Origin of the sequence: Limnohabitans planktonicus II-D5 (genome assembly GCF_001270065.2) — a bacterium.
GTDB classification, from domain to species: domain Bacteria; phylum Pseudomonadota; class Gammaproteobacteria; order Burkholderiales; family Burkholderiaceae_C; genus Limnohabitans_A; species Limnohabitans_A planktonicus.
Genome location: NZ_LFYT02000020.1, coordinates 1 through 25,188, shown reverse-complemented (window position 1 = coordinate 25,188; position 25,188 = coordinate 1). Strand labels below are relative to the sequence as shown.

Annotated in this window: 22 protein-coding genes and 1 pseudogene; 7 read left to right on the top strand and 16 right to left on the bottom strand. The window is 58.5% G+C overall.

The window, feature by feature from the left end; genetic code table 11:
• Positions 1-51: 51 nt before the first annotated feature.
• Complete coding sequence (locus H663_RS34435) at positions 52-249, bottom strand: hypothetical protein (protein ID WP_053169232.1); 198 nt, start codon at positions 247-249, stop codon at positions 52-54.
• 199 nt (positions 250-448) lie between these two features.
• Between H663_RS34435 and H663_RS34430 the strand changes: the two genes are divergently transcribed.
• Both H663_RS34430 and H663_RS34425 read left to right on the top strand, forming a co-directional pair.
• The gene (locus H663_RS34430; protein WP_053169230.1) at positions 449-1,651 is read left to right on the top strand and encodes an ammonium transporter; all 1,203 of its coding nucleotides are present in this window, start codon (positions 449-451) and stop codon (positions 1,649-1,651) included.
• 228 nt (positions 1,652-1,879) lie between these two features.
• On the top strand, positions 1,880-2,395 hold the full coding sequence (locus H663_RS34425) for an RNA recognition motif domain-containing protein (protein ID WP_053169228.1): 516 nt from the start codon (positions 1,880-1,882) through the stop codon (positions 2,393-2,395).
• A 379-nt stretch (positions 2,396-2,774) separates the two neighbouring features.
• Here the strand turns inward: H663_RS34425 and lptC are convergent, their stop codons facing one another.
• From lptC to H663_RS34410, 3 genes are read right to left on the bottom strand one after another with little or no spacing between them, the layout of a single operon-like run.
• Complete coding sequence (lptC, locus tag H663_RS34420; RefSeq protein ID WP_240620537.1) at positions 2,775-3,338, bottom strand: LPS export ABC transporter periplasmic protein LptC; 564 nt, start codon at positions 3,336-3,338, stop codon at positions 2,775-2,777.
• A gap of 35 nt (positions 3,339-3,373) precedes the next feature.
• Complete coding sequence (locus tag H663_RS34415) at positions 3,374-3,952, bottom strand: KdsC family phosphatase (RefSeq protein ID WP_053169224.1); 579 nt, start codon at positions 3,950-3,952, stop codon at positions 3,374-3,376.
• Position 3,953: 1 nt separating this feature from the next.
• A complete protein-coding gene (locus H663_RS34410) occupies positions 3,954-4,940 on the bottom strand; it encodes a KpsF/GutQ family sugar-phosphate isomerase (RefSeq protein WP_053169222.1) in 987 nt (328 codons plus the stop codon).
• A gap of 111 nt (positions 4,941-5,051) precedes the next feature.
• On the opposite strand from H663_RS34410, the gene H663_RS34405 reads away from it, so the two are divergent.
• Together H663_RS34405 and H663_RS34400 are read left to right on the top strand one after the other, a co-directional pair.
• Entirely contained in the window at positions 5,052-7,037 is a 1,986-nt protein-coding gene (locus H663_RS34405) for a monovalent cation:proton antiporter family protein (protein WP_053169221.1), read from the top strand.
• Positions 7,038-7,289: 252 nt separating this feature from the next.
• Positions 7,290-7,826, top strand: a complete 537-nt coding sequence (locus tag H663_RS34400) for a 2,4'-dihydroxyacetophenone dioxygenase family protein (protein ID WP_053169218.1) — start codon at positions 7,290-7,292, stop codon at positions 7,824-7,826.
• 122 nt (positions 7,827-7,948) lie between these two features.
• On the opposite strand, the gene H663_RS34395 is transcribed toward H663_RS34400, so the two are convergent.
• From H663_RS34395 to rpmH, 12 genes are all read right to left on the bottom strand, one after another.
• Positions 7,949-8,908 (bottom strand): branched-chain amino acid ABC transporter permease, encoded by a 960-nt coding sequence (locus tag H663_RS34395; protein WP_053169216.1) that lies wholly within the window; start codon positions 8,906-8,908, stop codon positions 7,949-7,951.
• Positions 8,909-8,912: 4 nt separating this feature from the next.
• Positions 8,913-9,800 (bottom strand): branched-chain amino acid ABC transporter permease, encoded by an 888-nt coding sequence (locus tag H663_RS34390; RefSeq protein WP_205872733.1) that lies wholly within the window; start codon positions 9,798-9,800, stop codon positions 8,913-8,915.
• 30 nt (positions 9,801-9,830) lie between these two features.
• On the bottom strand, positions 9,831-11,045 hold the full coding sequence (locus tag H663_RS34385) for an ABC transporter substrate-binding protein (protein ID WP_053169212.1): 1,215 nt from the start codon (positions 11,043-11,045) through the stop codon (positions 9,831-9,833).
• Between the two features lie 24 nt (positions 11,046-11,069).
• Complete coding sequence (locus H663_RS34380) at positions 11,070-11,780, bottom strand: ABC transporter ATP-binding protein (protein ID WP_053169210.1); 711 nt, start codon at positions 11,778-11,780, stop codon at positions 11,070-11,072.
• On the bottom strand, positions 11,773-12,549 hold the full coding sequence (locus H663_RS34375; RefSeq protein WP_053169208.1) for an ABC transporter ATP-binding protein: 777 nt from the start codon (positions 12,547-12,549) through the stop codon (positions 11,773-11,775). Before H663_RS34375 ends, H663_RS34380 begins: the two co-directional genes overlap by 8 nt.
• Before the next feature lie 162 nt (positions 12,550-12,711).
• The gene (locus H663_RS34370) at positions 12,712-13,494 is read right to left on the bottom strand and encodes an SDR family NAD(P)-dependent oxidoreductase (RefSeq protein ID WP_053169206.1); all 783 of its coding nucleotides are present in this window, start codon (positions 13,492-13,494) and stop codon (positions 12,712-12,714) included.
• Between the two features lie 50 nt (positions 13,495-13,544).
• Positions 13,545-14,522 carry a fatty acid desaturase family protein gene (locus H663_RS34365; protein ID WP_053169204.1) on the bottom strand — a complete coding sequence of 326 codons (978 nt, stop codon included), beginning with the start codon at positions 14,520-14,522 and terminating at the stop codon, positions 13,545-13,547.
• Between the two features lie 264 nt (positions 14,523-14,786).
• Positions 14,787-16,199 (bottom strand): tRNA uridine-5-carboxymethylaminomethyl(34) synthesis GTPase MnmE, encoded by a 1,413-nt coding sequence (gene mnmE, locus H663_RS34360; RefSeq protein WP_053169202.1) that lies wholly within the window; start codon positions 16,197-16,199, stop codon positions 14,787-14,789.
• 88 nt (positions 16,200-16,287) lie between these two features.
• Complete coding sequence (gene yidC / locus H663_RS34355; RefSeq protein ID WP_053169200.1) at positions 16,288-17,976, bottom strand: membrane protein insertase YidC; 1,689 nt, start codon at positions 17,974-17,976, stop codon at positions 16,288-16,290.
• A complete protein-coding gene (yidD, locus tag H663_RS34350) occupies positions 17,973-18,245 on the bottom strand; it encodes a membrane protein insertion efficiency factor YidD (protein ID WP_205872732.1) in 273 nt (90 codons plus the stop codon). Before yidD ends, yidC begins: the two co-directional genes overlap by 4 nt.
• Positions 18,245-18,691, bottom strand: coding sequence for a ribonuclease P protein component (locus H663_RS34345; RefSeq protein WP_053169196.1), 447 nt, complete (start codon positions 18,689-18,691; stop codon positions 18,245-18,247). Before H663_RS34345 ends, yidD begins: the two co-directional genes overlap by 1 nt.
• 67 nt (positions 18,692-18,758) lie before the next feature.
• Positions 18,759-18,893: a 50S ribosomal protein L34 gene (gene rpmH, locus H663_RS34340; RefSeq protein ID WP_005798102.1), complete on the bottom strand. Its 135-nt coding sequence runs from the start codon at positions 18,891-18,893 to the stop codon at positions 18,759-18,761.
• A gap of 239 nt (positions 18,894-19,132) precedes the next feature.
• Between rpmH and dnaA the strand changes: the two are divergent.
• The 3 genes and pseudogenes from dnaA (at position 19,133) to gyrB (ending at position 24,499) form a co-directional block, all read left to right on the top strand.
• Positions 19,133-20,534: pseudogene (dnaA, locus tag H663_RS34335) on the top strand (chromosomal replication initiator protein DnaA).
• 166 nt (positions 20,535-20,700) lie between these two features.
• Positions 20,701-21,810 carry a DNA polymerase III subunit beta gene (dnaN, locus tag H663_RS34330; RefSeq protein WP_053169191.1) on the top strand — a complete coding sequence of 370 codons (1,110 nt, stop codon included), beginning with the start codon at positions 20,701-20,703 and terminating at the stop codon, positions 21,808-21,810.
• A gap of 85 nt (positions 21,811-21,895) precedes the next feature.
• A complete protein-coding gene (gene gyrB / locus H663_RS34325; RefSeq protein ID WP_053169189.1) occupies positions 21,896-24,499 on the top strand; it encodes a DNA topoisomerase (ATP-hydrolyzing) subunit B in 2,604 nt (867 codons plus the stop codon).
• Positions 24,500-25,188: the final 689 nt, after the last annotated feature.

Below are 25,188 nucleotides of genomic sequence, written 5' to 3'. Positions count from 1 at the left end.
CCGCTGGGTGAGCGGGCCTTGGAGGGGTGGCAGTGGGTCACTGCCGGGGTGTCACAAGGGCCGCCATCGTCGGCTGCACAGAGTCAGCGCGCACATAGATGTGCCCATTTGCAGCAGTTGTGCAAAGTTGGTGGCAATGGCGGCTTTTGTGAACACAAAATGATTGTTTATGAACATTTCTTCAGCTGTCAACATTTTCTGGATGTCGAGCCGAATTGTTTTTTCATCGGCAGGCTTGATCAATCCCATGGATAACGTCTTTGAGCATTGAAAACTTCACAGGACCGAATCCATAAACAGGAAGACGCCTCACTGTGCAAACGGCCCAGACTCGCCACCGCATATGACATGCATTAATTTGGGCCTACATCTTGCTTAAGTTTGGTGCACCAAGGGGTTTTGAGCTCCTGATGCACCAATTCAAATCAAAAATTCTTGAGAGATGGTTATGGATGCACTGAAACAGGGCGCAGATGCGCTATTTATTTTGTTGGGCGGCATCATGGTGTTGGCCATGCACGCCGGTTTTGCTTTTCTGGAGCTGGGCACGGTCCGCAAAAAGAACCAGGTCAATGCGCTGGTGAAAATCTTGGTGGATTTCTCTGTGTCCACCGTGATGTATTTTGTGGTTGGTTACAGCGTGGCCTACGGTACGGGATTTTTTGTTGGCGCTGAACAATTGGCGGCCAAAAATGGCTATGACCTGGTCAAGTTCTTCTTTTTGCTGACCTTTGCCGCCGCCATTCCCGCCATCATTTCGGGCGGCATTGCCGAGCGGGCCAAGTTCTGGCCGCAGTTGATTGCCACGGCAGTCATCGTGGGCTTTGTCTACCCTTTCTTTGAGGGCATTGTCTGGAACCAGCACTTTGGCGTGCAAGCCTGGATCAAAGCCGTCACGGGTGACGAGTTCCATGACTTTGCTGGCTCGGTGGTAGTCCACGCCATGGGCGGCTGGATTGCGCTGCCTGCCGTGATCTTGCTGGGTGCGCGTTACAACCGTTACCGCAAAGACGGCCAGGTGTCAGCCCACCCCCCATCGAGCATCCCTTTCCTGGCGCTGGGTGCCTGGATTTTGATCGTCGGCTGGTTTGGCTTCAATGTGATGAGCGCTCAAACGCTGGACAAAATATCCGGTCTGGTGGCGGTCAACTCCCTCATGGCCATGGTCGGCGGCACACTGATGGCCCTTTTGTTGGGAAAAAACGACCCCGGTTTCGTCCACAACGGCCCTTTGGCGGGTCTGGTCGCTGTGTGTGCAGGATCTGACTTGATGCACCCTTTTGGTGCGTTGGCGGTAGGCGCTGTTGCAGGTGGCTTGTTTGTTGTGATGTTCACCTGGACACAAAACATATGGAAAATTGACGACGTGCTGGGTGTTTGGCCTTTGCATGGTTTGTGTGGTGCTTGGGGTGGCATTGCCGCTGGCATCTTTGGCCTCAAGGCCATGGGCGGTTTGGGCGGTGTCAATCTGACGGCTCAAGTGATTGGCACCGCCATGGGTGTGGTGTGGGCCCTGCTGGCAGGCTTGGCTGTGTATGGCTTGCTCAAACTGACTTTGGGGCTGAAGCTCAGCCCCGAAGAAGAATATGACGGCGCAGATTTGACCGTGCACAAAATCAGTGCTACGCCAGACCGTGAAGTGAGTTGGTGAGCCGCATATTTGTGTGTCCAAGCCAACACCTGTGCGCCTTGCAGGGATAGCCCTTGCAACTTTATTGTGTTTATGGCGCATAATGGCCGAGTGCTGCTGTAGAAAAATGGCAGCGCAATGTTCGCGGTGACCAGGTCAGTTTCGCTTCCCTTCCGATGTTTTCAGGTTTGTTGAATGCGCTTTCGGAGCTCCATCGCTTTTATCTCTGTGTTTTGAGGAGTCCCTTTCATGGGCAACAAACTTTACGTCGGCAACCTGCCTTACTCGGTTCGCGACGGCGATCTGGAACAAGCTTTCGGTGAATTCGGTGCTGTGACCAGCGCCAAAGTCATGATGGAGCGCGACACTGGCCGTTCCAAAGGCTTTGGTTTTGTGGAAATGGCCAGCGACGACGAAGCCCAAGCTGCGATCAACGGCATGAACGGTCAGCCTTTGGGCGGCCGTAACGTCGTTGTGAACGAAGCCCGTCCCATGGAGGCACGTCCACCACGTACTGGTGGCGGTGGCTTCGGTGGTGGCGGCGGCGGCGGCGGTTACGGCGGCGGTCGTCGTGAAGGCGGCGGTGGCGGCGGTTACGGCGGCGGTCGTGAAGGCGGCGGCGGTGGTTACGGCGGCGGTGGCGGTGGTGGTGGCCGTGAAGGTGGTGGCGGTGGTTTCCGCAGCCCCTACGGTGCTGGCCCTCGCGGCGGTAGCGGCGGCGGTCGTCGCGAAGGCGGCGGTGGCGGCTACGGCGGCGGTTATTGATTCACGTTTTCGGCTGATCTGAACATCAGCCCTTGCGTCTCATGCAAAGCCCTGCAGAGCAGGGCTTTGTTGTTTGTGTGGTGTTTACGAATGCTCGGCCTGAGCAAGCATTTGCAGGGGACTTCGACCACCGACCATCGACCACTGAGCAGTCAAGACAGGTTCTGCGGGTCTTGTTATTGATCCGGCCCTATGAAGTCTGCAGAATGACTTCAATCTTGCACCCTGTGGGAGCTAGCCCTGCTGGCGATCAGACGCTTGTGGACCACAGGCTTTTCGCTTGGCTGGCAAGCTCCCGCAAAATCTTCCCAGCTGGCAACACACGGTTCACACTTCATCGGGCCGATTCAATAGTCCAAAATTCCGGCGCGTTGAGGCTTCAGGGTTGAGGTGCCAAAACGCCACGTACACGCCCTTGCAGGATGTATGCGCCGCTGTCGCTGTTGAAGTTCATGCTGTTACCCGTGAAGACATCCTGATCGCGAATGATTTTGACCGGATCGGATGACAGAAGTTGGTGCTCCTCGACCAGAGCCAGCAAGCGCTCACCATGAAGTTCAAGGCGCGGCAATTCGCCCAATGCAGGGCGTATGGCTTGAGCCTCTCCAATGAGTGTGACTTGCTTCCCATCGCCGGTAGCGATGCCTTGCATGGCCTGTGCATTGATTCTGGAGCCGGTCTCGCTGATAGAGACTACCCGCACGTTCTGAATGTAAAGCTCGTCGCTGGCCGGGTAATGCTTGGCTTGTTCACCGTGTAATTCATGGGTCATGCGACCCGTAGCATCGAAAGCCCTGAGTGAAAAATTCTCAAGGGTGTAGTCGGGCTCTTGGCGAACGGTACTGGTAGTTGTGGCGCTCAGCAGTTCGGGCATGCTCCGTACCAGCCACCAACTGCCCATGGCCAGCAAGCCCAGGACGATCAGTGGCAGTGACAGTGTCATTTTGTCTATGACCACTTGTGAAATGCCTGTGCGACTCATGCTGAAGGCCCCTTGTGTGCGCTCTCTCCCACCTGGGTCAGCAGCTGAGCGTACCGCCCACTGGCTACCAACAAGACATCACAAAAAGCGCGTGCTGCCCCTTCTCCGCCCCGCTCTTCGGTGACATGGTGTGCGATGGCTTTGGCTTGGGCATGCGCATTGGCCGGGGCACAGGCAAAAGCCACGCGCTGCATGACGGGCAGGTCTGGCCAGTCATCGCCCATGGCGGCTGCTTGCGCCCAGCTCAGGCCCAGCGCTTGCAAAATTTCTTCGGCAGCAGGCCGCTTGTCTTCGGTGCCAAAGCGCACATGCGTGATGCCCAGGGCCTTCAGGCGCAGGCGCAAAGGTGCTGAGTCACGTCCTGTGATGACCACGGGTGTGATGCCTGCTTGTTGCAAAAGCTTGATGCCTTGCCCATCCAGGGTATTGAAGCGTTTGATGCTTTCGCCACTTTCCGTGAAGTAAAGGCCGGCGTCGGTCAGCACGCCGTCCACATCGAAAAAAGCCACGCGAATGCCCTGTGCCTGCAACAGCAATTCGGGCGGGTAATGCAAAGCGGGGATCAGTGGGCGCATGTCAGATGACCTTGGAACGCATCAGGTCGTTGGAGTTGAGGGCACCGCACAGCAGTCCGACCTCGTCGACCACGAGAATGCTGGTGATGCGATGCAACTCCATCAACTCAGCGGCTTCAACCGCCAGGGCTTCAGCGCGAATGGTGTGGGGCTGGGGGTGCATCACATCGCGGGCTTTCAGTTCGCGCAGGTCGGCGCCTTTTTCAATCAGGCGGCGCAAGTCACCGTCGGTGAACACACCTAATACGCGGCCGTCTTGATCGACCACAGATGAGGCACCCAAGCCTTTGCTGCTCATCTCGCGCATCAAATCGGTGAAGCTGGCATCAGGTCCCACACGGGGAACTTCTGCGCCTTGGCGCATCACGTCGCTCACATGGGTGAGCAGTTTGCGACCCAGCGAACCGCCGGGGTGTGAGCGGGCAAAGTCTTCAGGTTTGAAGCCGCGTGCATCCAGCAAGGCTACCGCCAGGGCGTCGCCCATGGCCAACTGAGCGGTGGTACTGGCTGTGGGTGCCAGATTCAGGGGGCAGGCTTCCTTGTCGACCGAGGTGTCCAGCACCACATTTGCATGTCTGGCCAATGAAGAGTTCAAGCCACCGGTCATGGCAATCAGGGGTACGCCCTGGCGCTTGAGCATGGGCAAAATGGCGACCAGCTCGTCGCTTTCGCCGCTGTTGGAAATGGCCAGCACCACGTCCACGATTTTGATCATGCCCAAGTCACCGTGGCTGGCTTCACCGGGGTGTACAAACATGGCCGGTGTGCCGGTGGAGGCGAGTGTGGCGGCGATCTTGCGGCCGATGTGCCCACTTTTGCCCATGCCAGTGACCACCACGCGGCCTTGTACGACAAGCATCATGTCAACAGCTTGGATAAAACGCTCGTCCAGACGTGCTTTGAGTTGAAGCAGAGCAGCGGCCTCAATGTCGAGTGTGTCGCGGGCGAGTTGCAGGGTGTGGTGTGGGTTGACAGGCATGATGGTCATTTTATCGGGCACCTCGGAAATCGCTTGTTTCATTCAAGCAGCAGACAAAATGACCGTCATCAGTCGCTGACAACGCCCGTATGCCTCACGGCGTCTTGTTACCATTCCAGCATGAGTACCCTGGAACTGACACTGATGTATTTGCTGGCCGCTGTGCTGGGTGTGGTGGGGTGCCGCATGCTCAAACTGCCGCCCATGCTGGGCTACCTGGTGGTGGGCGTGGTCATCGGCCCCAATGCGCTGGCGTTGGCGCAAAACTCCGAAGGCGTGAAGCACCTGGCTGAGTTTGGCGTGGTGTTCCTGATGTTTGTGATCGGGCTGGAATTCAACTTGCCCAAGCTGCGGTCCATGCGGAAACATGTGTTCGGTCTGGGCTTGTTGCAGGTGGTGCTCACCTTGCTGCTCGTCACGCTGGCCTCATTGTTTCTGGCCACCTTGGCACCGACTCTGTGGAAAATGGATTGGCAAACCGCGCTGGCCTTGTCCGGCGCAATGGCCATGAGCAGCACGGCCATTGTGGTCAAGATGATGGCCGACCGCATCGAACTGGAGAGTGAGCACGGCAAACGCGTGATTGGCGTTCTGCTGTTTCAGGATCTGGCCGTGGTGCCTTTGCTGGTGCTGATCCCTGCTTTGGGTTCGGCACCCGAGCAATTGTTAGGTGCCTTGTTGCTGGCCGGGGCCAAAGCCGTCTTGTTGATCACCTTGCTCTTGACCGGTGGGCAGCGCATCATGCGCTGGTGGCTCACGCTGGTGGCTCGGCGCAAAAGTGAAGAGCTGTTTGTTCTCAACCTGCTGCTGGTCACTTTGGGGCTGGCATGGATCACCGAGCTGGCCGGTTTGAGTCTGGCGCTGGGGGCCTTCATTGCGGGCATGCTGATTTCAGAGACGGAATACAAGCACCAGGTGGAGCTCGATATCCGGCCATTCCATGACATCTTGCTGGGCCTTTTTTTCATCACCATCGGCATGATGCTGGACTGGCACATCGTGTTCGAGCGCTGGCACCTGATGCTGGTGCTGACCACTTTGCCGGTGTTGTTCAAGTTGCTGCTGGTGGCGACACTGGCCAAGCTGACCGGTGCCACCAACGGTGTGGCCTTGCGCACCGGCTTGTATTTGGCGCAAGCCGGTGAATTCGGCTTTGTGCTGCTCACCTTGGGCTCGCAAAACGGGGTGATTCCGCCCAGCTTGCTCAACCCGGTCATGGCCAGCATGGTGTTGTCGATGCTGGCCACGCCCTTCATCATCATGCACGCCAACACCTTCGTCATGAAGGTGGTGGCCAGTGAATGGCTGCAGCAATCGCTGCAAATGACCACCATTGCGCGCAAGTCGATCAACACCAGTAAACACGTCATCATTTGTGGTTATGGCCGCTGTGGGCAGAACCTGGCGCGCATGCTGGAAAAAGAAAATATCCCCTACATGGCGCTTGATCTGGACCCGGACCGCGTGCGTCAGGCGGCTGCAGCCGGGGACTCGGTGGTGTTTGGCGATGCGGGGCGCTTGCAATCGCTCATGGCGGCAGGGCTTGCCCGCGCCAGCGCCGTGGTCATCACTTATCTGGACGTACCGGCTGCCATGAAAGTGCTGGACCACGCCCACAGCCACGCGCCACAGGTGCCGGTGATCGTGCGCACGAAAGACGATCTGGATCTGGAAAAACTGCAACTGGCGGGTGCCACCGAAGTCGTGCCCGAAGCCCTGGAAGGCTCGCTCATGCTGGCCAGCCACGCGCTGGCGCTGGTGGGTGTGCCCATGCGCCGTGTGATCCGTGTGGTGCAAGACCAGCGCGATGCGCGTTACAACCTGCTCAAAGGCTATTTTCATGGGGCAGACGACGACACGCTGGACGAGATTGACCATGAGCGACTGACACCCGTGAGCTTGCCATTTGCATCGCCTTGGCTGGGCAAGCAGGTGCAAGACCTGGCGCTGCACGCCATGGGTGTGCGTGTGGTCAGCCTGCGCCGCGCCAACGGTCTGACCCAGCGAGTGAGTGATGAGACCGAACTGCAGACGGGCGACACGCTGGTGCTGTCCGGGAAACTGCAGACCTTGGCCGTGGCTGAGGAAAAGCTGTTGCGAGGCTGAACGCGGCCTGGGTCTGCAGATCATGTTTGCGTCAAGTGACCCCGTAGGTCGGTGGCTTCAGCCCCGACACCCGGCCTGCGCCGAAACCCGCAATGTCGGGGCTCAAGCCACCAACTTAAAGCTGCGCAGACGTCTCGTCGCTCGGTGTTCGCAGACCCCGGCAGTGGGGCTCCGCACAGGCTGTCGCCCACAGTGCAGACAGTCCGGGCTGTGGCGCTTAAGCTGCCGACTTCTGATTGATCGGAAGTTCTCATGACACTCGTTTCAAGCCCGGCAGCAGCGGGTGACGACCGCCTGCCCTATGCCAAACCTCAGCCCTGGGGCATGGCCCCTGACATGGTGGTGCACGATGTGCAGACCGACGACGAGCGCTTGTGGGCCCCGATTGCCCCAGGCATCTGGTCGCGCCCGCTGCACCTGAATGTGACGGGCGGCTTTTATGTGCACCTGCTCAAGGTCAAACGCTCGGGCCTGCTGCAGCGCCACCGCCATTCGGGCATGGTGCATGCCCATGTGCTGCGGGGTAAATGGCTGTATCTGGAGCACGATTGGGTGGCCGAAGAAGGCAGTTACGTGTTCGAGCCCCCGGGCGAGACCCACACCCTGGTCGTGCCCGATGACTGTCAGGACATGGTGACGATGTTCACCGTGCATGGCGCATTGATGTACGTGGACACTCAGGGCAATGCCACGGGCTACGACGACGTGTTCACCCGCATCGAAAAGTACCGCGCCCACTTTGAGGCCGTGGGCCTGGGGGCGGATTACGTGAAGACCTTCATGCGCTGATCCACCTCGCTGCCAGAAAAAAAACCACTTGGTTGAGCGGTTTTTTTCTGGGTGTTGAGCCGCAGCTCAGAGGCACGACCACACAGGCACGACCTCAAAGGCACGACCTCAAAGGCACGACCTCAGAGGGGCTTCTTGATCCAATTGGCGATCTCACCAATGATGCCCCGGCGGAAAGCCAGCACGCAGACCACAAAGATCACACCTTGAATGATGGTGACCCACGCTCCAAATTGGGCCAGGTAATTTTGCATACTCACGATCACGGCAGCGCCCAGCACGGGCCCGAACAAGGTGCCCAGACCGCCCAGCAGCGTCATCAAGACCACCTCGCCCGACATGGACCAATGCACATCGGTCAGCGAGGCCAACTGGAACACCAGTGACTTGGTGGCCCCGGCCGTGCCCGCCAAAGCACCCGAAATCACAAAGGCAATGAGTTTGAACATGTCGGTGTCGTAACCCAGCGAAATCGCACGGTCCTGGTTTTCGCGGATGGCCTTGAGGATCTGACCAAAAGGCGAGTAAATGATGCGCCAGATCAGGGCAAAACCGGCCAGGAAAATCGCCAGTACAAACATGTACATGGCTGTGTTGTCGTTCAGATCAAACAGGCCAAACAACATGCCGCGTGGCACCGACTGGATGCCGTCTTCACCGCCTGTGAACGGCGTTTGCAAATAGAAAAAATAGACCATTTGCGAAAAAGCCAAGGTGATCATCGCAAAGTAAATGCCTTGCCTGCGGATCGCCAGCATGCCTGTCACCAAAGCCAGCAAGGCCGAGCAGCCGGTTGCAAACAGCACCGCCAGCTCAGGGTTCCAGCCCCACACCTTGGCGGCGTGTGCCGCTGCATAGCCCGCTGTGCCCAAAAACATGGCGTGGCCAAAAGACAGCAAGCCGCCAAAGCCAATGAGCAAGTTGAAGGCGCAGGCAAACAAGGCAAAGCACATGACCTTCATGAGGAAGATCGGATAAACCCAGATGGGCGCGATGGCCAAGACCAGCACCATGATGGCAAAGGCCACCCATTGGTGCGTGAACGACTGGGCCTTGATGGAGGGTGTCGGGACAGTGGTCATGGTCTTACTTCTGGGTGCCGAACAGCCCGGCTGGCTTGATCAGGAGAACAATGGTCATGATGATGAAAATCACCGTGCTGGAGGCTTCGGGGTAGAACACCTTGGTCAGGCCCTCAATCAGGCCCAAACCGAAACCGGTCAGGATGGCCCCCATGATGGAGCCCATGCCGCCAATCACCACCACCGCAAACACCACAATGATGATGTCAGCGCCCATGGTTGGGTTGACCTGGTAAATGGGCGCGGCCATCACGCCTGCAAAGGCGGCCAAGCCAACGCCGAAGCCATAGGTCAGGGTGATCATGCGCGGCACGTTGACGCCAAACGCTTGCACCAGACTGGGGTTTTCGGTGGCGGCGCGCAGATAGGCACCCAGCTTGGTACGCTCGATCACGTACCAGGTGGACAGGCACACCACCAGCGAGGCCACAATGACCCAGGCGCGGTACTTGGGCAGGAACATGAAGCCGGTGTTGTAAGCACCCTTGAAGACTTCGGGCACCGGATAAGGCATGCCCGAAGAGCCGAACTCGTGGCGAAACAGACCCTGAATGATCAAGGCCAGTCCGAAGGTGAGCAGCAGGCCATACAGGTGGTCCAGCTTGTACAGCTGCTTGAGCATGGTGCGCTCAATCAGCATGCCGGTGGCACCCACCACCAAAGGCGTCACCACCAACGCGACCCAGTAGTTGATGCCGAGTTTGGTCAATCCCAGATAGGCCACAAAGGCGCCCAGCATGTACTGGGCACCGTGGGTGAAATTGATGATGTTCAGCAAGCCGAAAATCACGGCCAGGCCCAGCGAGAGCAATGCGTAAAAAGAGCCGTTGATCAGCCCGATCAGCAATTGCCCAAACAAGGCTTGCGAAGGTATGCCAAAGATTTCCATGATGATTCGACTTGCTAGAACAAAGGGGTGTGATTACTTCTTGACCAGCGGGCACTCGCTCTCAGCCAGGGGGCGGAAGGCCTCGTTGGCCGGAATGGTCGACACCAGCTTGTAATAGTCGTATGGACCTTTGGATTCGGCAGGCTTTTTGACTTCGAACAGGTAGGCTGGGTGGATTTTGCGACCGTCAGCACGCACGGTGCCTTTGCCAAACAAAGGATCATCGGTGGGCAGCTCTTTCATCTTGGCGGCGACTTTGGTGCCGTCATCGGTTTTGGCGGCGTCCACGGCCTTCAGGTAATGGATCACGCTGGAGTAAACGCCCGCTTGAACCATGGATGGGTATTTGCCGCCCTGAGCTGCTGCAAAACGCTTGGTGAAAGCGCGGGTGTTGTCGTTCAGGTCCCAATAAAAGGTTTCGGTCAACTTCAGGCCTTGTGCGATGTTCAGACCCAGCGAGTGCACGTCGGGCAAGAACACCAGCAAGCCAGCCAGGTTCTGGCCGCCTTTGGTGATGCCGAACTCGGCGGCTTGCTTGATCGAGTTGGTGGTGTCACCGCCTGCGTTGGCCAGACCAATGATCTTGGCTTTGGAAGCTTGCGCTTGCAGCAAGAAAGAAGAGAAGTCTTGTGTCGGGAAGGGTGTGCGCACTTTGCCCACCACCTTGCCGCCGTTTTTGAGCACCACAGCTTCGGTGTCGCGCTCCAGAGCTTGACCGAAAGCGTAGTCAGCGGTCAGGAAGAACCAGGTGTCACCTCCGCTTTTGACAATGGCTTTGCCGGTGCCGTTGGCCAACATCCAGGTGTCATACGCCCAGTGGATGGTGTTGGCGTTACAGGCCTTGCCGGTCAGGTCGGCTGTGGCAGAACCCGAGTTGACGTGCAGTTTGCCCTTGTCAGCAGACAATTTTGCGATGGCCAAGCCCACGGATGATGTGGGCACGTCGGCGATCATGTCCACCTTGTCGGTGTCATACCACTGGCGCGCCACGTTGGAGCCCACGTCGGGTTTGTTTTGGTGGTCAGCGCTGACGATTTCGACTTTGAGCGTGCTCTTGGTCGCCTTGATGTAGTCCTCCACGGCCATGCGAGCCGCAGTGACCGAGCCGGGGCCGGTGATGTCTGAGTACAGACCCGACATGTCGTTGAGCACACCGATCTTGACGATGCCGTCAGAGATCTGTGCGTGGGCCGAGCCTGCAAAGGCGCAAGTGGCCAAAGCTGCGAGGGAAAGAAGTTTGCGTTTCATCGTGTTGTCTCCAGTTAGAAAAAATCAGACACCCAGGTACTCGTTCAACATGCCCATCTTGGAGGACAGCTCTTGTGAGGTAAAGCTCTCTACCATCTGACCATGTTCCATCACGTAAAACCGGTCTGCCAAGGGCGCGGCAAACCTGAAGTTCTGCTCCACCATGATGATGGTGAAACCCTTGGCCTTGAGGGCCTTGATCATGCGGCCCAGGGCTTGCACGATGACGGGGGCCAGGCCTTCGGAAATTTCATCCAGCAACAAAAAACGTGCGCCGGTTCGCAGAATGCGGCCCACGGCCAGCATTTGCTGCTCGCCACCGGACAGGCGTGTGCCGGGGCTGTTGCGCCGCTCCAGCAGGTTGGGAAACATGTCGTAGATTTCTTCGACCGACATGCCGTTGGGGGCAATCACGGGTGGCAGCAGCAGGTTTTCTTCGCATGTCAGAGCTGAGAAAATACCGCGCTCTTCAGGGCAATAGCCCAGTCCGAGTTTGGCGATCTCGTGTGGTGCCCAGTTCACGGTTTCCTGGCCCTTGATGGTGATGGAGCCGGTGCGCCGTCCCACCAGGCCCAAAATGGATTTGACCGTGGTGGTGCGACCCGCGCCATTGCGGCCCAGCAGCGTCACCACTTCGCCTTCGTTCACTGTCAGGTCCACCCCGTGCAGGATGTGCGATTCGCCGTACCAGGCTTGCAAGTTGCTGATGCGCAGCATTTCTTTGGGCTCAGCCATGGGCACCCTCCAGCTGGTTGTCGGTGGTGCCCATATAGGCTTCGAGCACTTGCGGGTTTTGTGACACCACGGCGTAGGGTCCTTCTGCAATCACTTGTCCGCGCTGCAAGACACTGATGGTGTCTGCAATTTTGGACACCACATTCATGTTGTGCTCCACCATCAAGATGGTGCGGTTGGCACCGACTTTTTTGATCAACTGCGTGACCCGGTCCACGTCTTCATGGCCCATGCCTTGTGTGGGCTCGTCGAGCAGCATCAGCTCGGGGTCCATGGCCAAGGTGGTGGCAATTTCCAGGGCACGCTTGCGGCCATAAGGCAGCTCCACCGCCGTCAGGTCGGCCATGCCGCCCAGGTCGACCTCATCCAGCAGTGCCATGGCTTTGTCATTGAGCTGGTTCAGGCTGCGCTCGGAGCGCCAAAAGTGCAGCGACGTACCGGTGGCGCGTTGCAAACCGATGCGCACGTTTTCCATCACCGTCAGGTTGGGGAAGGTGGCCGAAATCTGGAAGGACCGCACAATGCCACGCCGCGCCACCTGTGAGGGTTTTTCTGCGGTGATGTCATGGCCGTTGAACACAATCTGTCCCTTGGTGGGGATCAGGAACTTGGTCAACAGATTGAACACCGTGGTTTTGCCTGCACCGTTGGGGCCGATCAAAGCATGGATTTGCCCGCGCTGGACCCCCAGGTTGACACTGTTGACGGCGACAAATCCCTTGAACTCCTTGACGAGCTCACGGGTTTCGAGAATGAAATCTTTGGACATGACTTGTGAACAAGGTTCCTGTTAATGGCCCTGCTTCCAGATCGCTGCACGGCCTGATGCATTCTGAGTTGATCGCCGCAAAAGTGCGTAGTGGTTATCCCGAACGCTTGTCTCACAAGTGTCTGAACGCCCCGTGCGATTCACAAAGGCGTTGAAAAAAACTCAACTCAAGACCATGCCGCCATCCAAATGAATGGATTGCCCTGTCATGCCCCGTGACTCGGCAGAGCCCAGGTACACCGCCAAACTCGCAATCTCGCAAGGCTCCAGCACACGGCCCAGCGGCACGCGTGTCAACACCGCCTTGACCATGTCATCGCCACTGATGCCCGAGCTGAGGGCCACCTGTGCCTTGAGTTCTTCCACCATGTCGGTCTGGATGAAACCGGGACAAATGGCATTGACAGTGACTTTGTAGGGGCTCGCTTCAAGCGCCAGACAACGCGTCAACCCCACCACCGCGTGCTTGCTCACGTTGTAGGCGCTTTGGTTGCGCGACCCCCATTTGCCCGCGGTCGACGCCATGTTGATGATGCGGCCATGCTCTCGCGCCTGCATGCCGGGCAAACACGCTTGGGTGAAGTGCAGCACGCCAAACAGGTTCACATCGAGCATGTCCTGAAAGTCTTGCGGAACATAGTCCATGAAAGGCTTGGCCCGGTACACGCCAGCGTTGTTGACCAGCACATCCACGCGGCCAAAGCGATGTTCGACTTGTGCCACCGCTGCAAAGCACGCATCGCGGTCGGTCACGTTCAGGCCTGTGGTCATGATGCGCTCAGGCGGCAAGCCCAGCGCATCCTTGACTTCGTTCAGGCGGGATTCATCGGTGGCGATCAGGCACAGGCTGGCCCCTTCAGCGGCATAAGCCTCGGCGATTGCGCGGCCTATGCCACGGCTGGCACCGGTGATGATGGCCACTTGTTGGTCGAGTCGATGTGCCATGTTCAATCCTTTGACTGTGGGTGCACAGCAGAGCGGTCAGGTGCTGACCATCAGATGAGTTGAGCCCGTTTGCGTGCATGGCCCGGCGCGCCGTGGTCAACATCGTCATGCGGCCTGGACACTGCTTTGCGCAACACTTGCAGATAGCCTTGGGCCAACTCCATGCGCGGGCCAAAGCCTTGCGAGATCAGCAGGCGGTGTGCGGCAGGCAGCTTCCAGCAAGGCGTGAACACCAACAGGTGGTGCTCCAGGTGGTAATTCACCCAGTAAGGGGCCAGCACCATGCGCATGCCCCAGTTCGTCAGCGTGGTGCGGGTGTTGCGCAGGCGGTCGTTGTTGTCGCCCACCACTGCGTGCTCGGCAATGTTGCGGATGCGGCTGATCACCTGGTACCAAGTCAGCAAAGGCAGCAGCCACAAGGCGAAGTAAGCCCACCACACGCCCGCAGCGGCGGTGATGGTGAAAATGGTCAGGTTGCTGAGGAAGAAGTACTTTTCTGAGGCGATCAGGTTTTTCAGGCGCTGCCATCGGCTGGGGTCTTGGCCCATTTCCATGCGGAAAATTTCCATGCGGCGCTGGTAAGCCGTGACACCCAAAATGTCGCGCCGCATCTTGCGCCAGAAGCTTTGTCGGGTGATGGGAAAGGGGGCCGACAACATCAGGTCGGGGTCTTCCTTTTGCTGCGTGTGGCGGTGGTGGCTCAGGTGATAAGGGCGGTACAGCGTGAGGCTCGCACCCACGGGCCAGCCGCACAAAAAAGCACCCAAGGTGTCATTGAGCCAGGTGTTCTTGAACAAGGCGCGGTGCGCCGCATCGTGCATCAAGATCGCCAGCCCCAACTGCCTCCCGCCAATGATGACCAAGGCGACGATGAAGCTCAAGGGGTTGGGCCATGCGATGAAAACAGCCATGGCCAAAGCCATGACACCCCAAGCGTGCAGCACCAGGTAAGCGCCCATCCAGTCGGATCGGCTGCGCAAATAGGCGTCTTGTTCAAGGCTGAGGGTGGCTTGGGCGTCGGCGGTCATGGCGTTTGCGTGCGTCGAAACAGCTATCTTGTGCCCGAAGGTTGCTCAAATCAGTCGCTGAGGCGACCTTTTGAGGGCGCTTTGTACAGGCAGCACGTCGGGGTCTTCGACCGCCGACCAACGGGACTAACAACGCTTTGATGTGTAGGTCGGCAGCTTCAGCTCCGACATGGATGATCGGGCGCAGGCGCGTGGTGGGGTGGTAGCCGCTGATCGGCAACAACAAGAAACCGAAAGGTTTCTCTGTCGTAGCGATGCCTGTGCTCACTTACCGATGCAAAAACTCGAAAAAATCACACCCAGCAAATCGTCGGCGCTGAATTCGCCCGTGATCTCGTTCAGGGCGTTTTGGCCCAGTCGCAGTTCTTCGGCCAGCAGGTCCAGGTTTTGCGCTTGCGCGGCCAAATGCGCGTCGGCCACTTCCAGATGTTCGCGCACACGGTGCAGGGCCTGCACATGGCGCTCGCGGGCGATGAACAGGCCCTCGCTGGCTTGCTGCCAACCGGCTTGTTGCAGCAGCTGCTGGCGCAGGGCCTGCAGCCCCTCACCCGTGCGTGCAGACAGGTTCAAGCCCGTGCGCTCCAGTGACACAGGCGCAGCGTCGGCCTTGTTCCACACATCGATCACTGCCACGCTGGCGGGCAGGCGGCTATGCAGTCGGGTGGAGATCTCGGCATCGGCGCTGTCGTAATCGGCCTGGCCGACACGCGTCAGGTCGTGCAAAAACAGCACCGCATCGGCGTTCTCAATCTGGCCCCAGGCGCGTGCAATGCCAATTTGCTCCACCTCGTCCACGCCCTCGCCCTCGCGCAGCCCGGCGGTGTCGATCACATGCAGCGGCACGCCTTCGATCTGTATCGTTTGCTGCACCACATCGCGGGTGGTGCCCGCAATGGGTGTGACGATGGCCAGCTCGGCCCCGGCCAAAGCATTGAGCAAAGAACTCTTGCCGGCATTGGGCTGGCCCGCAATCACCACCTTGATGCCTTCGCGCAGCAATGCGCCTTGCCGGGCTTTGCCCAGCACAGTCATCACGGCCGTTTGCAAGCGATTCAGTTGCCCTTGCGCATCGGCTTTTTGCAAGAAATCAATCTCTTCTTCGGGGAAGTCCAGCGTCGCCTCGACCAGCATGCGCAGGTGAATCAAGGCATCGCGCAGCCCATGGATTTCTTTGGAAAAATCTCCCGCCAAGGACCGGCTGGCGCTGCGTGCAGCGGCCTCGGTGCTGGCGTCGATCAGGTCGGCAATCGCCTCGGCTTGTGCCAGGTCGATCTTGTCATTCAAAAAAGCGCGCTCAGAAAATTCGCCCGGCTGCGCCACGCGCAAACCGGCCAAACGTGGCTGGCCTGTGGCTGTGTCCATTTCGGCTGCTGCTTGCAGGCAACGCGCCACCAGCAGCTGCAAGACCACCGGCCCGCCGTGCGCTTGCAACTCCAGCACGTCTTCGCCAGTGAATGAGTGCGGTGCCACAAAGCTCAGCGCCAGGCCGTGGTCGATCGGGCTGCCATCGGCATCGGCAAAGGGCAGATAAGTGGCTTCGCGCGGTTTGAGGCTGCGCCCACACAAGGCCTCGATCAAGGACGACAGCTTGCGCCCCGACACCCGCACGATGCCCACCGCGCCGCGTCCCGGTGCAGTGGCGATGGCGACGATGGGTTCCTGGTGTCTGGCGAGCATGGGCGGTGGTGAATGGCGAGATGGGGGTAAGTGGCCCATGCGTAAGCGCCAAGGCCAAAAAAAGGCCGCTTGCGCGGCCCTTCGGGGTTTACTTGAACTTGGGCAAGTTGAATTGTGGCGGCACGCCCATGCGGGTGTTGATCATCCACTGCTGGGCAATCGACAAGATGTTGTTCGTGATCCAGTACAGCACCAAGCCAGCCGGGAAGAAGAAGAACATCACCGAAAACACCAGCGGCATGATCCACATCAGCTTGGCCTGCATCGGGTCTGGCGGCGCGGGGTTGAGTGCGGTTTGCAGCAAAGTGGTCAAGGTCATGACCAATGGCAGGATGAAGAACGGATCGGGTGCAGACAGGTCATGAATCCAGAGAACCCAAGGTGCATTGCGCATTTCAACGCTGGACAACAGCACCCAGTACAGGGCAATGAACACCGGGATCTGCACCATGATCGGGAAGCAGCCCCCCATGGGGTTGACCTTTTCTTCGCGGTAAATGCGCATCATCTCCTGCTGCATTTTTTGCGGATCGTTTTTCAGACGTTCACGCATGTCCATGATCTTGGGGTTGATGGCTTTCATCTTGGCCATGCTGGCGTAAGCCTTGGCGTTGAGCCAATAGAAAGCAATTTTGAGCAAGAGCACCAGCGCCACGATGGACCAGCCCCAGTTCTGGATGAAGCCAAACAGCTTGTCCAGCAACCAGTACAAAGGCTTGGACAGCATGGCCAGCCAGCCATAGTCTTTCACCAAGTCCAGGCCGGGGGCCAAGGCTTCGAGCACTTTTTCTTCCTGGGGGCCGCTGAACAATTGGGTGCTCACACTCTTGGATTGGCCGGGTGCCACATCGGCCAGAGGTGTGATCATGCCCACGGCGTACAAATTGGTATCCACCTTGCGCACGAAGTTTTCGCGCTGAATGCCATCCGCCAGCAACCAGGCGGTTGCGAAGTAGTGCTGCACCATGGCCACATAGCCATTGGGTGATGTCTTGTCAATTTCGGCCTTGTTCTTTTCGATGTCGCTGAACTCAACCTTCTGGTACTTTTTGGCCTCGGTATAAACAGCAGGACCTGTGAAGGTGGAGTAGAACGACGACTCACCCGCAGGCTTGTTGCCATCCCGCACGAGTTGCAAGTACAGCTGAGGCGATACGTTGGCGGTGCCGGTGTTGATCACTTCGTGCTTGACGCCAATGGCGTAGCTGCCGCGCTTCAGGGTGTAGGTCTTGACCAGTTTCACGCCGTTTTGCTCATCGGACTCGAAACGCAAGGTCAGCTCGTTCTGGCCCTCTTTCAGGCTGCGATCTCCGCTGAACTTCATGGGCGATTTGTGCGTGGGAAAGTCGCCGCCGATCAGGCCGGTTTGGGCCATGTAAACGCGGCTACTGCTTTGGTCGAGCAAAACAAACGGTTTGCTGCTGTCAACAAAGTCAGCATGCTTTGTGAATTCGGTACGCACCAAAGAGCCGCCTTCGGTGTCAAAGCTGAGCTTGAGCACATCGGTGGCCACTTCGATCTTCTCGCGGGGGACGGCAGCGGCGGCAGGCGCAGACGAAGGCACTTGGCCAGGTGTGGCCGTCACCGCTGCGGTGCTGGCTGTGGGCACGCCATTGGCGCTGGCAGCCGGTGTTGAGGCATTGATCGCAGGAGCGGCTACTTCCGGTTTTGGAAAGAAAGTGGCTTTGTGGCCGTTGTGCAGCTGCCATTGATCCCACAGCAGGACCATGGAAAAACCAAAAATCACCCAAAGGATGGTGCGACGGATATCGTTCATGGGGTCTTCTTTGACGAAGTGGGAGAAAACAAAGCAGAAAACAAGCGAGGCGCTTGCGTGGGAACAGGGTCATGGCCGCCAGTGCACCAAGGCCCGCAACGCACCAAGCGGTGAACCGTCAGATAAGTCCCTTGAGCGGCGCCATGCAGTTCCAGCGCTTGCAAGGCGTAAGCCGAACACGTAGGCTCAAAACGGCAGGACGATCCCAGCCAAGGACTCAGCAGCAAGCGGTAGCCGCGCACCACGCCCATCAACAAACGCTGAATGATCATGCGCGAGCCTCTGTTGTCAGGGGTCGGACGGCACGCTCGAACAATTGCACGAGCTCTTGTCGGACAGCCTGCTTCAAGACCTCAGAAGTGGCGCTGATGAATTGCTTGCGGTCAAAGGTGGTGCGCAAACGAACCACATGGGCGGCCACAGGCAGGCGATCACCAAAGTGCTCGCTCACGTTGTAAATCTGCCTTTTGATGGCGTTGCGTGTGACGGCGCGGCGTGCCCAGCGTTTGGGCACCATGGCACCCAGCCAGACATCGGCCAAGTCAAAAAGGGCCTGCTCCTGTGAAGGTTCAGGCCCGACTTGATCGGCGGGTGCCAAAGAGGTGTCTGTCGGTGCGACCAGGTTCAGGCGATGCAACGCAAAGTGCGCCGTACGCGAGACCGTACCGCCAGCCAGGGCGGCCTGAAATTGTGGGCGTGTTTTTAGACGCTGCACGGTGGCCAGGCCCCAGCACCAACCGCCTGCAGCAACATCAGATCACTGCCAGACGGTTGCGCGGACATTAGACAGCCAGACGCTTGCGGCCCTTGGCGCGGCGTGCGTTGATCACGGCACGGCCACCACGGGTTTTCATGCGAACCAGGAAACCGTGGGTACGGGCGCGACGTGTCTTGGATGGTTGGTAGGTGCGTTTCATAACTCTTCCTTAGAGCCCAAAGCCATAAGCTGCTTTGGGCGAAACCCAAGATTATCGCAAACTTTCTGGCGAACGGCAAATTATTGGTGCGAAAGGCTTTCGTGAGGTGGTCGTCAAAATTGCCTGGATGTGGTTTATGATCAGCACCCAATTGCCGAGTCGGCATGTGGATAAGCTCTTGATAAATCAGTTTTTCCAGCCGCTCCAGCCTCCTACTGTCCACAATAAAACAAATACAAATGCACGAGGGACTCACATCAGAATACCAGTCGGATGCTGGCGCATCCTTGTGGCAGGCTTGCATCGATGAGCTGTCCCGCGAACTGCCAGAGCAGCAGTTCAACACCTGGATCAAACCCCTGAGCGCACAGGTTTCCGAAGACCAATTGCGTCTGACGGTATACGTCGCCAACCGCTTCAAACTTGACTGGGTCCGTGCCCAATATGCGGGTCGTTTGTCGGCCATGCTGGAGCGTTTGCAGGGGCATCCTGTTCAACTTGAGTTAGCGATTACTCCGCGCGAAGGTCCTGCCAAGTCTGTGCGCCTGTCCACGCCATCGTCGATGGAGCGCGCGCCTGAAGTGCTCGATGTGCCAGACGAGCCTGTGGCCAACACCTTCCGCAGCCGCCTCAATACAGCACTGACATTTGACACCCTGGTGGAAGGCACAGCCAACCGCATGGCTCGCGCCGCTGCCATGCATGTGGCGGGCTCTCCGGGGCACCTTTACAACCCCTTGTTCATCTACGGCGGCGTCGGCTTGGGCAAGACCCATTTGATGCACGCTATCGGCAACAAGCTGCTGGCTGACCGTCCGGAATCCAAAGTTCTCTACATCCATGCCGAACAATTTGTGTCGGATGTGGTTAAAGCCTATCAGCGCAAGACTTTTGACGAATTCAAGCACCACTACCACTCGCTCGATTTGCTGCTGATCGACGACGTGCAGTTCTTTGCCAACAAGGACCGCACCCAAGAAGAATTCTTCAACGCCTTTGAAGCCCTGCTGGCTAAAAAGTCGCACATCGTGATGACCAGCGACACCTACCCCAAGGGGCTGGCGGACATCCATGAGCGTCTGGTGTCCCGCTTTGATTCCGGTCTCACGGTGGCCATGGAGCCGCCCGAGCTGGAAATGCGGGTGGCCATTTTGATCAACAAAGCCATCAGCGAAGGCAGTGAAATGCCCGAGGAAGTGGCGTTTTTCGTGGCCAAAAACGTCCGCTCCAACGTGCGTGAGCTTGAAGGCGCGCTGCGCAAGATCCTGGCCTATTCGCGTTTCAACCAGAAGGAAATCTCCATCCAGCTGGCGCGCGACGCCCTGCGCGATTTGCTGTCTATCCAGAACCGCCAGATCAGCGTCGAGAACATCCAGAAGACCGTGGCCGACTACTACAAGATCAAGGTCGCGGACATGTACAGCAAAAAGCGCCCCGCCAGCATTGCCCGGCCACGCCAGATTGCCATGTACCTGGCCAAGGAAATGACGCAAAAAAAGCCTGCCCGAAATTGGCGAGCTGTTTGGTGGCCGTGATCACACCACCGTGCTGCATGCCGTTCGCAAAATTGGCACCGAGCGCCAGCAAATGACTGAGCTGAACCAGCAACTGCACGTGTTGGAGCAGACCCTCAAGGGCTGACAGGACCAGATGAGTTCACGCTTTGGGGTCATGTCTAGGAGTTTGCGACACGGCAATCCAGTCCATGCCCCTCAAAAGCACCCAAAAACAGGCGAAAATGTCGTCTGTTGACCACCTCACCCCAGCCCACAAGGCTCAAGCTTGAAAAACCATCAAAGGTAGACAAATGATCGTTCTGAAGGCCACTCAAGACAAATTGCTGTCCGTGTTGCAATCCGTGTCCGGCATTGTGGAGCGTCGTCACACCATGCCCGTGTTGGCCAACGTGCTGATCCGCAAAACGGGTCACGCCGTGCAGCTGACCACCAGCGATCTCGAAATCCAGATCCGCACCACGACCGAGATGGACGGTGACCCCGGTGACTTCACCACCACCGTGGGGGCCCGCAAACTCATCGACATCTTGCGCACCATGCCGGCTGACCAAACCGTGAGCCTGGAGTCTTCGCAAGCCAAACTGATCCTCAAGGGCGGTAAGTCCAAGTTCACCGTGCAGACCTTGCCGGCCGAAGACTTTCCGCTGGTGCAAGAGGCGGCCACCTTTGGCCCCGTGTTCAGCGTGCCGCAAAAAACCCTCAAGCAGTTGCTGAGTCAGGTTTCGTTTGCCATGGCCGTGCACGACATTCGCTACTACCTCAACGGCATCTTGTTTGTGGCCGAAGGCAATCGCCTGAGTTTGGTCGCCACCGATGGCCACCGCCTGGCCTTCACGGCCGCCACACTCGACGTGGAAGTGCCCACCAAACAAGAAGTCATCCTGCCACGCAAGACCGTGCTCGAATTGCAGCGTTTGCTGTCGGACGCTGACGGCGCGATTGAGATGCAGTTTGCCAACAACCAGGCCAAGTTCAGCTTTGACGGCATGGAGTTCGTGACCAAACTGGTCGAAGGCAAGTTCCCCGACTACAACCGCGTGATCCCCAAAGGCCACAGCAACAACATGACCCTGGGTCGTCAAGCCCTGCTGTCCTGCCTGCAGCGCACGGCCATTTTGACCAGCGACAAATTCAAGGGTGTGCGCCTGAACCTCGACCCCGGCAGCCTGCGCGTGGCGTCCACCAACGCCGAGCAGGAAGAAGCCGTGGACGAACTCGACATCGACTACAGCGGTGACAGCATTGAGATCGGCTTCAACGTGACCTACATCATTGATGTGCTCAGCAATATGAGTCAGGACATGGTGCGCATTGACCTGGCCGATGCCAACAGCTCGGCGCTGATCACGATCCCCGAGAACGACAACTTCAAATATGTGGTGATGCCGATGCGCATTTAAGGCGAAAGCCAACAGGCCATAGACCTTATCGAAACCCGCGACCCCTCGCGGGTTTCGGCCATTCAAGCGACCGAGAAAAACTCACATGACCGACGACATCACCCCCAGCGAAGACGCATTCACCACCGCTCAGCCCAAGATCGACGCCCATCAGGCGGGCGCATCTGAAGGCTATGGCGAAGGTGCCATCCAGATCCTGGAAGGCCTGGAAGCCGTGCGCAAACGCCCCGGCATGTACATCGGCGACACCTCGGACGGCACCGGTTTGCACCACCTGGTCTTTGAGGTCGTGGACAACTCGATTGACGAAGCGCTGGCCGGCCACTGCGACGACATCGTCGTCACCATCCATTCAGACAACTCCATCAGTGTGACCGACAACGGCCGTGGCATCCCCACAGGCGTGAAGATGGACGACAAGCACGAGCCCAAGCGCAGTGCCTCAGAAATCGCTCTGACCGAACTGCACGCGGGCGGCAAGTTCAACCAAAACAGCTACAAGGTCTCTGGCGGTTTGCACGGCGTGGGCGTGTCCTGCGTGAACGCCCTCAGTAAATGGCTGCGCCTCACGGTGCGTCGCGAAGGCAAAGTGCACGAAATCGAATTTGCACGCGGCTTTGTGCAAAACCGCTTGCTCGACACCGTGGATGGTTTTGAAGTCTCGCCCATGCGCGTGACCGGCGCCACTGACAAGCGCGGCACCGAAGTGCACTTCCTGCCCGATACCGACATCTTCACGCAGAACAACGACTTCCACTACGACATCCTGGCCAAGCGCCTGCGCGAACTGTCCTTCCTCAACAACGGCGTGCGCATCCGCCTCAAAGACGAACGCAGCGGCAAGGAAGACGACTTTTCAGGTGCCGGTGGCGTCAAAGGCTTTGTCGACTTCATCAACGCCAACAAAAAAGTGCTGCACCCCACGGCCTTTCATGCCAACGGCGAGCGCCCGGCCGACAGCTACGGCGGCATTCCCGGCACCAGCATCGGTGTGGAAGTGGCCATGCAGTGGAACGACGGCTACAACGAGTCGGTGCTGTGCTTCACCAACAACATCCCCCAGCGTGATGGCGGCACCCACCTCACGGGCCTGCGCGCCGCGATGACCCGCGTGATTGCCAAGTACATCGAGAAAAACGAGATCGCCAAAAAGCAAAAGGTCGAAGTCAGCGGCGACGACATGCGCGAAGGCCTGTGCTGCGTGCTCTCAGTCAAGGTGCCCGAACCCAAGTTCTCGAGCCAGACCAAAGACAAACTGGTGTCCAGCGAAGTGCGCGCCCCGGTGGAAGACATCGTGGCCAAAGCCCTGACCGACTACCTGGAAGAGCGCCCGAACGACGCCAAGATCATCTGCGGCAAGATCGTGGAAGCCGCCCGCGCCCGCGAAGCGGCCCGCAAGGCCCGTGAAATGACCCGCCGCAAAGGCGTGCTCGACGGCATGGGCCTGCCCGGCAAACTGGCCGACTGCCAGGAAAAAGACCCGGCCCTGTGCGAAATCTACATCGTCGAGGGAGACTCGGCCGGAGGTTCCGCCAAGCAAGGCCGCGACCGCAAATTCCAGGCCATCTTGCCACTGCGCGGCAAGATCCTGAACGTCGAAAAAGCCCGCTACGAAAAGTTGCTGACCAGCAACGAAATCATCACGCTCATCACCGCCTTGGGCACCGGCATTGGCAAAGTGGCCGCCGACTCCGGCAAGAGCGGCACCGACGACTTCAACCCCGACAAGCTGCGCTACCACCGCATCATCATCATGACCGACGCCGACGTGGACGGCGCGCACATCCGCACCTTGCTGCTCACCTTCTTCTACCGCCAGATGCCCGAGCTGGTCGAGCGTGGCCACATCTACATCGCCCAGCCACCGCTCTACAAAGTCAAGGCCGGCAAAGAAGAGCTGTACCTCAAGGACGGCCCGGCGCTCGACGGCTTCTTGCTGCGCATCGCCTTGAAAGACGCCAGCATCACCACCGGCGGCGACAACGCCCAGGTGCTCAGCGGCGACACCCTGGAGGCCCTGGCGCAAAAGCACCAAGTGGCCGAAGCGGTCATTGGCCGCCTGTCCAACTTCATGGACGCCGAAGCCCTGCGCGCCATGGCCGACGGTGTGTCGATCAACCTCGAAACCCTCGAAACCGCCGCCGCCTGCGCCCCCGCACTGCAAGCCAAGCTGCGCGAACTCAACACCACCGGCATCCCGGCCGAAGTGTCCGCCGAATTTGATGTGCGCACCGACAAACCCATCCTGCGCATCAGCCGTCGCCACCACGGCAACATCAAGAGCAGCGTCATCACCCAAGACTTCGTGCGCGGTGCCGACTACGCCGCACTGTCCGAAGCGGCCGAAACCTTCCGGGGCCTGCTCAGCGAAGGTGCCAAAGCCCAGCGCGGCGAAGGCGAGCGCCAAAAAGAAGAAAAAGTGGGCGACTTCCGCCAGGCCATGCATTGGCTCATCAGTGAAGCCGAACGCACCACCAGCCGTCAGCGCTACAAGGGCTTGGGCGAAATGAACCCCGCTCAGCTTTGGGAAACCACCATGGACCCCACCGTGCGCCGCCTGTTGCGCGTGCAGATCGACGACGCCATCGAAGCCGACCGCGTGTTCACCATGCTCATGGGCGACGAAGTCGAGCCACGCCGCCACTTCATCGAGACCAATGCGCTGCGGGCGGGGAATATTGATATCTAAGATTTATCAATCCGAATCCGGAGATATCTCATAGATTCGGCCCGATGAAGTCAGAGCTGTGTGTTCCAAGTTGGGAGGATTTTGTGGGAGCTTGCACTGCAAGAGAAAAGCCTGTGGTCCACAAGCGTCTGATCGCCAGCAGGGCTAGCTCCCACAAGGTGCAAGATTGAAGTCACCCTGCAGACTTCAAAGGTCCGGATCAATAAAACTCCAAACAAATCAGCTGGATTGCCGCGCTTCGCTCGCAATGACGGGGGGCAGAGCAATGTTGCAAGGGGCTCGCAATGACAAAGGGCCGTCATTGCGAGGAGCTTGCGACGCGGCAATCCAGCAGCGGCAGTTTCAATGGCATTGGCGATGGCTTGACCGCAGTCGCTGGATTGCCGCGCTTCGCTCGCATTGACTGGGGCTCGCAATAACAGATGTAGGGCTCGCAATGACAAAGGGCCGTCATTGCGAGGAGCTTGCGACGCGGCAATCCAGCAGCGGCATTTGCAATCGCATTGGCGATGGCTTGACCTCAGTCGCTGGATTGCCGCGCTTCGCTCGCAATGACTGGGGAGCCCAATAACAGATGTCCGGCTCGTAATGACAAAGGGCCGTCATTGCGAGGAGCTTGCGACGCGGCAATCCAGCAGCGGCAGTTTCAATGGCATTGGCGATGGCTTGACCTCAGTCGCTGGATTGCC